Below are 13,316 nucleotides of genomic sequence, written 5' to 3'. Positions count from 1 at the left end.
TTCGCACCTGGTTACAGGAATGAAACATTATTTGAGAAAGGTTCGAACTGCATCATTGAGAAAATAGGCAATGTCTAAGCAAGTCAAATGACTAATATGAACTAGACTCAAATTAGTGACCTTTTAAAATGGAGTTTAAAATGAGAGCTGCACTTCTGTTTATCCTTTCACTGTGTTCATTTTCTATTTTTGCAGCATCGGAACTGACAATATTCGATCACTTAGGGCAAAAGCATCAATTCAGTCGAGAACAACTGTTATTGCTTCCTCAAAAAGAAATCACCACGTCATTACCTTGGCTGGATGGAGAATTGGTTTATAGTGGTGTGGCCTTACAAACGGTGCTTGAAACTATGGATTTACCCATGGCCTCGCAGGTAACTTTTGTTGCACTAAACGATTATAAAATAGCGGTGCCCAAAGAAGACTTTGACGACTACCAGCCGATCATTGCGATTAAACAAAATGGCCAATTTATGTCAGTCAGAGAAAAAGGTCCGTACTGGTTGATATATCCACTTTCTTCGACTCCAGACATTGATAACACTGACTTCCATGCCAAGATGATCTGGCAGATACGCGATATTCATTTGTAAGGACTTAGTATGAAAAAGCTGTTGTCATTGACTGCAATTAAAGTCGTCGTGTTATCTTTAGCGGCAGTGGTACTCACCATTAATATCTACAGTGTGACCCGCATTAACGATATCAATAAGAGTTTTTCCACCCGACAAAATGAGGCAACGTGGTTCGTTTTTCAATTGGTGAAAGAATACGCCAATTTCTTGATGGTAAGCCGTTCTGAAACTATTGATTATGATGAGTTATGGTTAGCGTACGATATTACGTGGAGCCGTTTTGACATATTAATTAACAGTACTGAGTCCTCCAATTTCATCAAGTCAGCAAACTTTAAACCTTATTTTAGTGCGGAATTTGATAAATTTAAGAGCTTGGAATCCTCAATTAAACTGGTCAGTCAAGGGTTGTTGCCCAAGGAATCTCTGCAGAAAAAAGTCGATATTTGCTACCACACACTCGTCGATTTTATTAATGACAAGTTTCGATTACAAAGCCCTGTGATTGAAGAAAACACCTCAATGGTTGATAACTTGGTTACTGTTCATCGGATCAGTAGCGTTTTTCTTGTTGGCATCTTGTTATTGACTGGGATTATTTTTTATATGGATTTTTCTATTAAAAGAAAGCTCTACTCTACGGATTTTATTACAGGATTTCGCAATCGAATTTCGTTGATGAAATTTGTTAAGAATAGCTACTCGAAGGACAAAAACTTTGATCTCTATTTTGTCCGAATCAGAAATCTTACCGAGATTAATCAAAAATATGGCCTTGAATATGGGGACCTTGTGGTGAGCTCGGCTGCTAAGTCTTTGACCACAAAGATCCCTGAAAGCACCATTTCGTTCCGTAGCAGTGGAAGCCAGTTCTTATTCTTCATTCCTGATCATTTGTACGCGAGTGACGAAATTCAGGACAAGTTTAACGATGTGCTTAGTGATTACATCTCTGCAGGTAACTTAGAATTGATGATTGACGCCGTAGTGAGGCACAAGAAGAACATAAGCTCTAAAGACATGATGGAACTGTTGACCTCGATGCAAGGCTAAGCTTCTACAAGGTTTGGTCGTGGTTATTAAGTAGTCATGCTTTCGGAATACGACTACTGTTTCTGGTTAAGTGCCACAATTCTTTCGTTAGAGCTTGGTTCTAAAAGGGCTTGCTGATCCAGAATAGTTTGCGGATTGTGGTCACGAACAAATTCAATGAACTCAATGTAAGTGAGTGGTTGGCTGAAAAAATAACCCTGTATTAGGTCGCAGTTGGATTTTTTAAGGTGATGATATTGTTCGAGAGACTCGACACCTTCACCAACAACGAAGGTGTCACAAGAGTGCCCTAAGTTAACCATGGATTCGACCATCTTTCGGTCAGCTTTGTCGTCGACGATATTATCGATAAAGCTTTTATCAATTTTAAGCTCATCGACAGGGTAGTGAAGAAGTTGGTTAAAAGCTGTATAGCCTGTACCGAAATCGTCAAGAGACACTTTTAAACCTAAGCTCCTGATACTTTCGATAGTCTGCACTGTAAGTTTACTGCTTTTAACGTAACTGGTTTCGGTAATTTCTATAATGATGTTGGCTGGTGGTACTTGATAACGCTCGATTACCTTTCGAATATTGTCGGCAAAGTTACGATTGTAAAGTTCCATCGCTGAGATATTTATTGATAAGCTACCTGTGTACTTGTGAATTTCAGAGAGCTCTTTATAGCTTTTTATTGCGGTACTAATGACCCACATGTCGAGTTTGGATATTAGATTGCTCCTCTCCGCGACTGGAATGAACTCATCTGGACCCGCTTTAATGTCAAACAGTGCAGGGCAGCGAATGAGACATTCAGCGCCATCGATTTGCAGGGTCTGAGCATTGAAGATGGGCATAAAGCGAAGTTCAAAGTTGTCGCTTTCACAACACTCCAATAGCCTTTTTTCGATAACGTCATGTCTTTCTAGTGAATGAAGTAGTTCTTCTCCGTAAACGATTCGGCTTTCTCCATCACTGTGCGCTTTGGCATTAATCAGCATCTCATCGATGCATCGGTGCCATATCTCCTCGAACTTAGGGGTATCGACGGGTAGTACACCTGTTGCAATTGAAAGCCTGAATCCGTAGTAATCTAGGAAAGTCGTACCCGTTAGGGTGTTGTTAATGTTCTCAATTTCTTCGTTTATTGATTGGTGCTCACCCATTTCCAATATGGCAATGAATTGGTTTCCTCCTAGCCTTGCAACTGAATAGTCGCTGCAACTGAAGCCAAAAGAGGATTGTTGATTCTGCAGGGTTTCTCTTAGTGTTTTGGCCAGACTAACGAGTACATTGTCACCTACTTTTGCACCATATAAGTCATTGATTTTACGGAAATCGATAATGTCCCAGCAAACCAGATAGCAATGAGGGCTTATCGAGCTTTTTAGACGCACATCGAGGTGTCGGATGAACGAGCGTCGGTTGGCTAATTTAGTTAATTGATCAAATTCAGCTTCGAACTTTAATTCCGTGAGTGAATCAATGTAAGCGTTCTTCAAACCATCAATTTCACTGTGCCCGGATGAACGTTTGAAATACCTCAGTTTAAGTCCGCCAATCGATATCTCGTGTAGTAGCTCTTTGAGTGGACGTACTAATTGGTAGCGCACCACCATGTGTACGATGAGCATAATAATGAATAGTGTCGTCAAACTGCCAAGTAAGGTCTGCTTAGCAATGATAGATTTTTCCTGATTGAATTTTTTTTCGCGAATATTAACTTGAGCGAGGAAGTGACGGCTGTTCATCTCAACTTTGATTCTGTCTTTGGTTTGTTCAAACGATTTGATAACAAACTGCGTATTCTCTATGTGTGCAGTATTCGATGATGGCTCAATCAGAAGCTGCATATTGTCATCATCGTTGTATTTTATTAGTAAGTTGGATAGTTGTTTTAATGGACCATCTGCAATCAGTATGTATCGATTTAAGCTGTCGTTTGCGCGTTTGTCTTGTGGGAGCAAGTAAGGGTCGATTGCAATAACGTAAGCGTATCTAAGTTCACCACTCACAGAGATATATGAGAAGCCTTTATGAGACAGCTCGTTTTTATTGATTAACGAGGTATAGATATCGAAGATTTTTTCATAGATGTTATCGGGGATTTTTAACCCTTCGAAAGGGTCTGCTCGTAACGTAGATAGCGTTAACTGGAACTTAGGGTCAACGATATAGATGTTACGTTGACCAAACTGATTAACGTGACTTTGGTTTAAGACGCGAAGCACTCTTTTTTCCAGCAGGGACAAGGTTGTGTAGTCACTAGGGTTTTGAATATATCGCAAGAACTGTAGCGATGAACCAATATCTTTTACAAGCAAAGATAAACCAAGTTGCTCGTACTCAGCGGCCACTAGCGCTGTGTTTACGTCGGATTGCACCTCGTCTAAGTACATGTGTTTCGCATGGTTGGAGGCTAAGTGGTAAGTAACCATTCCGCCTATTGCAAATACGAACAATAAAGTAGGAATGAGCACAAAGTAGAGCTTCTTTAATACTGGCATTAATTATCTCAAACTGTCGACAATGCGGTTACGAATTTGAATGCTACTGGGTTCGAGTTGCTGATACAGATAGCTGCGTTCTAAAACCTCTTTGCTAGGGAAAAGCTCCGGATCATTTTGGTACTCTTGTGTTGTTAAGGCTTTTGCTTTTGAGCTTGGAGTTGCAAACCATGAATCCATTGCGTTTTGAGCGGCGATCTCGGGTTGCGACAAGAATGATAGAATCGTTGTTGCTTGTGCAGACAACTCTCCGTTATTAATCGCAGCAATGCACTCTAACCATAACGTTGTGCCTTCTTGAGGCACAGCGTAGGACCAAGAGGCATCAGGCTCCAAATCATTGAGTACATAACTGTCACCAGAATAACCGTAGGCAAGGTCGATGTTAGCAAGACGTTCGGGTTGGCGAATATAGTCGATGACGTATTCGTTGCTTTCTAGGTGTGGCTTTTGAGCTTGCAGGGTTTTATAGGCAACGCGAAGTTCTTGCTCATTATTGGTGAATGGATCAAATTGATTTGCTAACAGTGCAGTACTCACCAAATCCGTAGGTTCGTAATACATACTTATACGGCCACTGCTGTTCGTGTCTGGTTCGAGAATAGCGTTCCAAGAGGTGGGAGTGTTTACTTTGTCACTGCGATATAAGATTCCCGCAGTCCCCCAAGCGTAGGGAATGCCATACTCGCCACATCCATCAACCCACCGTGAATCTATGTTACCAGCAATGGATTGTTGTAACTCACTGAGATTATGAAACAGGTTCTGCTTGGCTAACGCATTGAGCTTTACACTTTCTATAATGACTAGCTCAAATGCGCCACGACGTTCGCTCAATAGCACTTCATCTCTGATCGACTCATCAGAAAAAAACTGTTGTTTCAAAGAAATGCCGTACGTGTCACTTAGTTGGGTCACGACGCTATTGGATAGAAATTCATCCCAATTGTAGAGATAAATATCATTTTGTTGGCTAAACGCTGTGCCAGTTAAAAAGGATGATGACGCAAGAACAGAAACATAAAATGCTTTCACTGACGGATTCCTTTCCTACTTTGCTTAACTAAATCGTAGCCCAAATTTTGCGACATAGCTCAAATTTAGGTCTCTAATTTCAGTTCAACCTAACGCAATGCATCTAGGTGTGAAAATCCTATGACCTAATTGGAACTAAAAGTAAGCTTTGAGCACAAAATCATTATGTTAAATCAAGGGGATATCAACCTTTGACCGACGAACGCCTGAAGAAGTGCACGAATGACTCATCTACTTCCGATTTGGCACGACGAAAACACGGGATTTGTTTGATTATTAGGTTATTGGTAAATATATATTCATCTAATTGAGCATTTTTTCGTTAGTTATGCAATAGTAGGGCATTAATTGAACGACAGGAGGTTGGTTTATGGATGCAGGTTTAGTTGGGATTTTTGTTACCGTGGCGATTGCTCACTTTTTGGCGCTATTGAGCCCCGGACCAGATTTTGTGATTGTGGTAAAGAGTGCTGTTAAAAATAAGGGTAGAAAAGCACTCGGCGTTGCATTCGGTATTGCCAGTGCCAATGCAGTCTATATTGGTTTGTGTCTTATTGGGGTCGGTTCTATTTTGGCAGCTTCGGTTTCAGTGATGATCGCTTTAAAAATTATTGGCGGTTTGTTTCTGGTGTACCTTGCAGTTCAAGCGATAAGAGCGAAAAAATGTAATTACAGTAATATCGATGTTGTCGAAGAAGGTGTCTCCATTCAAACCACTTTTCTTAAAGAATTTGTTACGGGTTTTCTATCGGGAATCCTTAATCCTAAAAACCTTTTGTTCTATTTGAGCTTATTCACGGTTGTACTGAATAATGAGGTGGGTTTCATGTTTAAATTAGGGTTAGGCATTTGGATGACAGTGGTTGTGTTTGTGTGGGATGCCGCGATTATCTTCCTTTTATCTGCACCTAAAGTTCGACGAGAGTTTACACGTGTTGCTTACTATATTGATAAAGTGACAGGAGTTATGTTGGGTCTGCTTGGCTTGACCATTGTGAAATCTGCTCTGGTACGTCAGTAGATTCAATAAAGTTACTATTGCTGAGTAACCTCACGTTTGTGGCACGATACAATGCCTATGTGCCGCGAATGTGTGCTTGTTTCCTACCAGGGCTGATACGTTTTATCTCTTATCTGCCCGATGTTAAACCCTCAGGTTAATCCACCAATTCTTTTCATAACTGCTTGTTTATCATTCCTTAGTTCTTAAATAAGTATTAATAATGTTGCTGTTGAACACTTGTAGCACGGGGTGTTTGTGCTTATTGTAGGCTGCAATGTCTATTCAATATCAGCGCTAGGAGCCATTGTGAATTTAGAGATATATCAAGTGGATTCGTTCACAACTCAAGCTTTTAAAGGAAACCCTGCAGGGGTTTGTATTTCACAAGAACCTTTAGAAGAGTCGTTGATGTATTCGATTGCTGAAGAGATGGCAGTATCAGAAACGGCATTCTTAGCCCTCAATACGATGACGTTGAAATGGTTCACACCAGAAGTTGAAGTCAAATTATGCGGTCACGGTACGTTGGCAACAGCGCATGTGATGAAGGAAAGAGGGTTAGTCAATGTGGGTGAGGTTGTGACGTTTGATACGCTTTCAGGGGAGCTATCTGCCACAGTTTGTGACTCCACAATCGAGCTTGACTTCCCAAGTACTGTGCTTGATCTTGGATTGGATGCTAATAAAGATTTGCTTGAATATTTAGGACTGTGTGAAGCCCAAGTCGTGTCATACAGTGAGTTCGATACCAAGCAGTTTATTGAGGTTGTCAGCGAACAAGTTTTATTAGATTTATCACCAAACTTTGATGCTCTAAAGCGTATTAAAGGTCGAGGCGTTGTTGTGACAGCATTGTCGTCGAACTCTGAGCTTGATTTTGTTTCGCGCTATTTTGCGCCGTGGGTGGGTGTTAACGAAGATCCCGTTACGGGTTCAGCGCATTGCGCTCTCACACAATACTGGTCCGAGAAACTAAACAAAGCGCATTTCAATGCTTACCAAGCGTCGCGCCGCGGTGGGTATGTATCGACAGAGCTATTACCGAACGGTCGTATAAAACTGATAGGGTCTGCAACCACCGTAATCAGTGGTACTTTAAAAGTCTAAACTTCAATATCATTCATAAAACAGCAACGTCATAATTTAAATCTGCTAGGTCACTACTTAAGGAATAATCGTGTCAGCTTTTTATCTTTCTCAGGTATTAGTCGCAATTGCTATTTGTTTCGATCTTCTGTCTTTTCAATTTAAAGAGAGGAAGAAAATCGTCACATGCTTGTTTTTTGCAGGCGTTCTTATTTCTAGTCATTTCATTTTGCTCGAACAATGGACGGCGGCAAGTTTGATGATCATCGCGACCATTCGATATTTGACGAGCGTGTTTTCTACGTCACCCAAATTTAAATATTTGTTCAGTTCCATGTCAGTAGTCGCAACGGTTGTGACTTACTCGGGGCTCACTAGCATATTGAGTTGCTTTGCTTCCGTATTTCAAACCTTTGCAGCCTTCAATAAAGATGACCGTCGATTAAGAGAGTTGATGATCATCGGAACTAGCTTTTGGTTGGTTCACAATTACTTAGTTGGTTCTCCAACTGCTGTACTGATGGAAGCGCTATTTATCTGCAGTAACTTGGTTGGCTATTATCGTTTCTATTTCAGAAAAAGTGCTGTGGCTTAGGGCTTATAGCTTATAGCTTATAGCTTATAGCTCAGGCGCTCAGGAAGCTAGGCTTTAGATAAAACGATAAAGCACTGCACCATATTCATCTAACAAGGATTAGGAGAGAGCGATGTCAAATATCTACTCGGATGTGCCTTCGTCAATACCCGACGAAATCTTCAACGACATCATTACTACTGAGAATGTGCGGATTGAAAGAATAATATCTCATGGGCACCGTTCTCCAGAACAAGGTTGGTATGACCAAAATGAAAACGAATGGGTTATGGTGCTAGAGGGGCAAGGTGTTATTGAGTTCGAAGACGGACGTGTCGTTACCTTGTCTAAAGGGGATTACATCAATATTGCCGCGAGAGAGAAGCACAAGGTTGTAGGTACGGATAGAGACGTTGTGACTATTTGGCTAGCTGTGTTTTATCGTTAGTATTGCTATCAAGTAGCGAATAGGCAATCAGCAATACATGAAAGGACTGTGTCGTGGTTAGAATTCGAAATTACCAAGTTAGTGATGCCAAAGCATTATGGGAGATCTATTTCCATACTGTTCGAAATATTAACGTTCGAGACTATTCTCAAGAACAAGTTGAGGCTTGGGCTCCAAGTGACTTTGACTCCGAGGTGTGGGAAAAGTGTCTGCATCGTATCCAACCTTTTGTTGCGGAGTTGGATGGCCACATTGTTGGCTATACTGACCTGCAACCAAATGGGTTGATTGACCACTTCTTTTGTCATCATGAATATCAAGGTAAAGGTGTAGGGCGAGCTTTGATGGAGCATGTATTCGAGATTGGTCGATTTCGTGGTGTATCGAGATACTTCTCTGAGGTGAGTATTACCGCTATGCCTTTCTATGAGCACCTTGGCTTTAAGTTAGTGAATGAACAGGAAGTCGAAATACGTGGCGTTAAGCTGACTAATTACGTGATGGAGAAAACCACTAAGTAGCCATTAACGTTATGTCTAGTGTAGGTAAAATTGGATATGCTCAACGCTTAGCCCAGTAGGTTAAAAAGGGTGTGAATTGTCACACCCTCAAAGAGTTTGGTTTGCCTGAGACTTTCTTTCTATTTGATTATTTCGGGAGCAAGACCGTATCGATTACGTGGATTACACCATTGCTTGCTTCCACATCAGCCGCAATCACTTTTGCATTGTTAACCATAACCGTGCCATCGCTTACGCTTATCATCACGTTTTGACCTTGGATTGTTGTCGCTTTGTCTATTTTCATAACGTCTGCCGCCATCACTTTCCCTGCGACTACATGATAAGTTAGCACGGCGACTAATTTGTCTTTGTTTTCCGGTTTCAAAAGCATATCGACAGTACCATCTGGCAACTTGGCAAATGCTTCATCGGTTGGTGCGAAAACGGTAAAAGGTCCTTCTCCTTTCAAAGTATCTACAAGTCCACCCGCTTTAACAGCAGCTACAAGTGTATTGAAAGAGCCATTTCCTACTGCGACATCGACGATATCTTTTTTCATCTCATGATGATTGGCGTTAGCGAATGCACTAAAAAAAAGTGCAGCGACAAGAAGAGATAGAGACTTGCTAATTTTATTAATCATGTTGGAATCCTTTGAGTTTGTCCGTTATTTTCGTCAGGTATTACGAAAGGCTCAAAGCGATGGATCAATTTATACCAATCACAGTAAGTAAGTGATCAAAAATAGCGCAGGATAAAAGCTTGAGAACAAGGCTGCTCTTTTCAATAAATAGTTTCGATAAGTAGTTATTCTACAATCAAAAAACCTAACGACGTTATCGAGATTTTTAACAAGCTAGGGTGAACAGTTATTTACTACGATTGGTATTATTATACCTTTGAGCTATTTGATTCGAGAGCGAACTTTACTCTATGAACAGGCGAGTGAGGGACTTCAATGGTGCATTTTTAGTATTTGAGTTTGTTATTTATGGGCTGTGGCGACTGTTTTATGGGCTATGACGATTATTCAATTATTTCTGTCACTTACGGTTGTAGCTACTCGTTGCTATCCGTAATATGAAAATTAGCTTAAGGATAGAAATAGACAGTAAGGAATCACTTTGGAAATACAAATTAGACATCTTGAAACCACAGACAACCAAGACATTTTTGATATTTATCGTCATTCATCAGTATCAGAAAATACCTCACAAAAACCTTTCCTTAGCTCTGATCAAGTGGAGCGATTGTTTGGTCATTCAGACCATTTCACTTTAGTCGCAGAAGTGTCAGGTAAAGTCGTTGGGCACATTACCTTATTCATGACGACTAAGGTCAGAGACCGACACAGTGCTGGCTTAGGAATCGCGATTCACCCTGATGCACACGGCAAAGGGGTTGGGAAGGCATTAATGAAAGAAGCGATCAATCAGGCTGATAATTGGCTTAATCTTGTCCGTCTGGAGCTAGAGGTTCATGCCGATAACAACGCTGCCATTGCTTTGTATGAACGAGTAGGTTTTCAGTTAGAAGGCACTAAAAGGCTGAGTACATTCAAAGGCGGGAAATACATTGATATGTTGTTGATGTCGAGGATTAGACCTGATTATCGTTGATTGTTAGACCTATAACGTCCTATTTAGATGAAATCAAAGAAGCTGGCAGTGTGCCAGCTTCTTTGGTTTGAACGAGATATTTTATAGACTTGTTCGTAATCGAATCTACTTGTTCACGTAATCTTTGAATTTCTGCTTCGTTTCAGCATCGGCTTTTTCGTACCAAAAATACAACATTTCTTCAGCTGTGTTAGCCGCATTTCCATCAATTTTTGCTGGAAGTGTTACAGGTTGAACAACCGCCGCTGTTGCGCCTGCTGTTGTACCTATAGCTAGTGCAGCAATGCCGCCTTGCTGGTTGTATTCTTTTGCTTCTTGAGGGTATTTACGTCCAATTTGCATACCGTCTTTAACTAGCTTGTCTTGCTTAACGCTGATTTCATTCTGGTTCTCGTCAACAAGGCTCCACTCTAAGTTTTTAAACCCAGATTTTGCTTCTGCTGTGTTGCGGTATTTTGGCAGATCGAAAGTCAGTGTGGTATCAGTCGCATCGAATGTTGCGATAACAGCATCGCTGTCTACGAATTCACGATCGTTACCTTTATCAAATGCAAGTTGATATTGGAATACGATTTGGTTTTGGCCATCTGGTACCGTCAGTGTTTTATGAGAAGAGAATAAGCCGCCGTCTAAGTCAGGCTTAGCTTCGTTAACCGCTAGAATATCAACACTGGATGGAACTTGGATTTCAACGTCAGCTAATACTGAAGGTGCAGCAACGATAGCTGAGAGTAGGGCAATGCTTTGGATTGTCTTCATAATCATACAGTTGTTAGGGTGAGTTAAAATACAATCGCACGCATATCTCTGTATTTCAAGTGATGTCCGTGGGATTTGAAAAAATTTGCGTAATCTTAACGTAACGGTCATAAACGAGGCGAGCTACAAGGCTATGCGAGTAAATGTATGCGGATAACCTTGTTCGTCACTCGTTTGTTAAAGGCTTATGTAGGACAGTTTTCATTGTTGATATACTGAAAAGCCGTGATAGCACTTGAGCTATCACGGCTTTGTTTCGCTTTCCTAGGGTTGGTTAAGCTTTAGCTAATTATTTAGCTTGCGCTGCTGCCGCTTCTAGTTGCTTAAGTTTACCTTGAAGCATGTAAGCATTTTGGTTGAAGTTACCAGGGTTCAACACTTGGCTTTGCTGCATAGGGTAGTCAGGTAGCGTGTTCATGAACTCTTGTACTTTGCCGCCTACTGGTACGAATAGCCACATGTTATCTGCCATCCAGCGTAGGTACATGCCCGATTCGTGTGGTGCTTTTTCGAATGGGTCAGCACGTAGATGAACAACTTGAGGCCAGTTTGGTTGGAAGCGAACTGCATCAACAATGTTACCGTCCATTACTGCGAACGAAATCTTGAAGTCATTCCAACGTACCGCATTTAGTTCAGCGTTAGCAGAGAAGTAAAGCATGCTATCACGAGGGCCTTGCTCTTCTTTACCTTGGAAGTAAGGTAGGAAGTTGTAACCATCTAGGTGTACACGCCAGTTTTTACCGTTGTAAGTCGCACCTTTATCAGACGCTAGTTTCTCAACCACTTTATCATCACCAGCGGCTGCTAGTAGAGTCGGGATCCAGTCTTGGTGACCCATGATGTCGTTGATCTTAGTTCCCGGCTTGATAGTACCAGGCCAGCGAACTAGCTGAGGAACACGCATACCACCTTCGTAAGTTGTACCTTTCTCACCGTGGAAGTAAGTTGCACCACCATCAGGCCAAGATACTGTCTCTGCACCGTTATCGGTAGAGTAGATTACGATGGTGTTGTCTGCGATCTTAAGCTCATCAAGCTTGTCTAGAAGGATACCGACTTGGTCATCGTGCTCTAACATGCCATCAGCGTAGATGCTGATACCAGATTTACCTTGATACTTCTCTTGTAGACGAGTCCACACGTGCATACGAGTCGTGTTGTGCCAGATGAAGAATGGTTTGTCAGCTTTCACTGCTTTTTCCATGAATGCTAAAGATTCTTCTAGGAACTCTTCATCCGCGTGCTCCATACGCTTACGCGTCATAGGACCTGTATCTTCAATCTTACCGTCAGAAGTCGACTTGATTACACCACGAGGGCCAAAGTTCTTACGGAACTCTGGGTCTTTAGGGTAGTAGTATGTTTCCGGCTCTTCTTCCGCGTTTAGGTGGTACAGGTTACCGAAGAACTGGTCAAAACCGTGGTTCGTTGGAAGGTGTTTGTCTTGGTCACCCATGTGGTTCTTACCGAACTGAGCTGTCATGTAGCCTTGTTCTTTAAGAAGGTCTGCGATCGTTGGAGCCCAATCAGGGATACCGTGGTCCGAACCTGGCATGCCGATAGTCAATAGACCAGTACGGAAAGGTTCTTGACCTGTTAGGAATGCAGCACGACCAGCAGTACACGATTGTTGACCGTAGTGGTCAGTAAATAGTGCGCCTTCGTTAGCAATACGGTCGATGTTAGGTGTTTCGTAACCCATCATACCGTTGTTGTATGCACTGATGTTGAATACACCAATGTCATCACCCCAGATAGCAAGAATGTTTGGTTTTTCTGCTGCTGTTGCCGCTGAAGAAGCTGCTAATAAGCCAACACCTAATGCTAGTTTATTAATTTTAGTACCCATAAGGACTCCGATTCACTTTTAAGATTAATGCGTTAGAACAACGCATCGATGAGCAAATGTTATTCTCAAAATTCCGTTACGTCCTTTTATAGTGCTTATAACCAATCGTTATGATGCATGGTTAACTTGCTGATTAAATTGAATTTAGTCTGATGGTTGCCAGAAACCCTTAGATAACATGTGTGATCCTTATCATGTTTGTCGCCGTAAACCTTATCGATAACTTCTGCACCTGTATCTGAATAAAAAATGACAAAAAGATTAATAGCTTAGCGAACCTCGCGCATGCTTAAAAAATGGACTATACGTTGTAGGGCAGG

Annotated in this window: 13 protein-coding genes; 8 read left to right on the top strand and 5 right to left on the bottom strand. The window is 41.5% G+C overall.

The genetic code is table 11. The features are described from left to right. The first annotated feature begins 128 nt into the window (after window positions 1-128). Window positions 129-596, top strand: coding sequence for a hypothetical protein (locus tag ACED25_RS01715; protein WP_012600765.1), 468 nt, complete (start codon window positions 129-131; stop codon window positions 594-596). Between the two features lie 9 nt (window positions 597-605). After that, window positions 606-1,631: a diguanylate cyclase domain-containing protein gene (locus tag ACED25_RS01710; protein WP_004730440.1), complete on the top strand. Its 1,026-nt coding sequence runs from the start codon at window positions 606-608 to the stop codon at window positions 1,629-1,631. A 53-nt stretch (window positions 1,632-1,684) separates the two neighbouring features. On the opposite strand, the gene ACED25_RS01705 is transcribed toward ACED25_RS01710, so the two are convergent. Further along, complete coding sequence (locus tag ACED25_RS01705) at window positions 1,685-4,117, bottom strand: putative bifunctional diguanylate cyclase/phosphodiesterase (protein WP_371694500.1); 2,433 nt, start codon at window positions 4,115-4,117, stop codon at window positions 1,685-1,687. Between the two features lie 3 nt (window positions 4,118-4,120). Beyond that, a complete protein-coding gene (locus tag ACED25_RS01700; RefSeq protein WP_371694499.1) occupies window positions 4,121-5,152 on the bottom strand; it encodes an extracellular solute-binding protein in 1,032 nt (343 codons plus the stop codon). Between the two features lie 370 nt (window positions 5,153-5,522). Between ACED25_RS01700 and ACED25_RS01695 the strand changes: the two genes are divergently transcribed. The 5 genes from ACED25_RS01695 (at window position 5,523) to ACED25_RS01675 (ending at window position 8,784) form a co-directional block, all read left to right on the top strand. Then, window positions 5,523-6,173, top strand: a complete 651-nt coding sequence (locus ACED25_RS01695) for a LysE family transporter (RefSeq protein WP_009844948.1) — start codon at window positions 5,523-5,525, stop codon at window positions 6,171-6,173. Window positions 6,174-6,461: 288 nt separating this feature from the next. After that, complete coding sequence (locus ACED25_RS01690) at window positions 6,462-7,262, top strand: PhzF family phenazine biosynthesis protein (RefSeq protein ID WP_371694498.1); 801 nt, start codon at window positions 6,462-6,464, stop codon at window positions 7,260-7,262. Window positions 7,263-7,332: 70 nt separating this feature from the next. Continuing rightward, complete coding sequence (locus ACED25_RS01685) at window positions 7,333-7,836, top strand: YgjV family protein (RefSeq protein WP_009844950.1); 504 nt, start codon at window positions 7,333-7,335, stop codon at window positions 7,834-7,836. Window positions 7,837-7,948: 112 nt separating this feature from the next. Next, window positions 7,949-8,263, top strand: coding sequence for a cupin domain-containing protein (locus ACED25_RS01680; RefSeq protein WP_371694497.1), 315 nt, complete (start codon window positions 7,949-7,951; stop codon window positions 8,261-8,263). Window positions 8,264-8,316: 53 nt separating this feature from the next. Next, a complete protein-coding gene (locus ACED25_RS01675) occupies window positions 8,317-8,784 on the top strand; it encodes a GNAT family N-acetyltransferase (protein ID WP_371694496.1) in 468 nt (155 codons plus the stop codon). Window positions 8,785-8,911: 127 nt separating this feature from the next. Here ACED25_RS01675 and ACED25_RS01670 read toward each other — a convergent pair whose 3' ends face one another. Next, window positions 8,912-9,409 (bottom strand): fasciclin domain-containing protein, encoded by a 498-nt coding sequence (locus ACED25_RS01670; RefSeq protein ID WP_009844953.1) that lies wholly within the window; start codon window positions 9,407-9,409, stop codon window positions 8,912-8,914. 481 nt (window positions 9,410-9,890) lie between these two features. On the opposite strand from ACED25_RS01670, the gene ACED25_RS01665 reads away from it, so the two are divergent. Continuing rightward, on the top strand, window positions 9,891-10,385 hold the full coding sequence (locus ACED25_RS01665; protein ID WP_009844954.1) for a GNAT family N-acetyltransferase: 495 nt from the start codon (window positions 9,891-9,893) through the stop codon (window positions 10,383-10,385). A gap of 105 nt (window positions 10,386-10,490) precedes the next feature. On the opposite strand, the gene ACED25_RS01660 is transcribed toward ACED25_RS01665, so the two are convergent. Then, the gene (locus tag ACED25_RS01660) at window positions 10,491-11,144 is read right to left on the bottom strand and encodes a DUF2057 family protein (protein WP_135384274.1); all 654 of its coding nucleotides are present in this window, start codon (window positions 11,142-11,144) and stop codon (window positions 10,491-10,493) included. Between the two features lie 289 nt (window positions 11,145-11,433). Beyond that, a complete protein-coding gene (locus ACED25_RS01655) occupies window positions 11,434-12,996 on the bottom strand; it encodes an arylsulfatase (protein WP_371694495.1) in 1,563 nt (520 codons plus the stop codon). Between the last annotated feature and the right edge of the window lie 320 nt (window positions 12,997-13,316).

The organism is Vibrio sp. 1F263, from assembly GCF_041439035.1.
In the GTDB taxonomy this organism is placed as follows: Bacteria; Pseudomonadota; Gammaproteobacteria; order Enterobacterales; family Vibrionaceae; genus Vibrio; species Vibrio tasmaniensis_A.
Note: the sequence above shows the minus strand (reverse complement) of the source record. Positions and strands in the feature narration are given on the sequence as shown.

Coding starts and splice junctions, on each gene's coding strand:
- ACED25_RS01660 (WP_135384274.1), bottom strand. CDS start 11,144: ATGAAGACAATCCAAAGCATTGCCCTACTCTCAGCTATCGTTGCTGCA.
- ACED25_RS01655 (WP_371694495.1), bottom strand. CDS start 12,996: ATGGGTACTAAAATTAATAAACTAGCATTAGGTGTTGGCTTATTAGCA.
- ACED25_RS01695 (WP_009844948.1), top strand. CDS start 5,523: ATGGATGCAGGTTTAGTTGGGATTTTTGTTACCGTGGCGATTGCTCAC.
- ACED25_RS01710 (WP_004730440.1), top strand. CDS start 606: ATGAAAAAGCTGTTGTCATTGACTGCAATTAAAGTCGTCGTGTTATCT.
- ACED25_RS01705 (WP_371694500.1), bottom strand. CDS start 4,117: ATGCCAGTATTAAAGAAGCTCTACTTTGTGCTCATTCCTACTTTATTG.
- ACED25_RS01715 (WP_012600765.1), top strand. CDS start 129: ATGGAGTTTAAAATGAGAGCTGCACTTCTGTTTATCCTTTCACTGTGT.
- ACED25_RS01680 (WP_371694497.1), top strand. CDS start 7,949: ATGTCAAATATCTACTCGGATGTGCCTTCGTCAATACCCGACGAAATC.
- ACED25_RS01670 (WP_009844953.1), bottom strand. CDS start 9,409: ATGATTAATAAAATTAGCAAGTCTCTATCTCTTCTTGTCGCTGCACTT.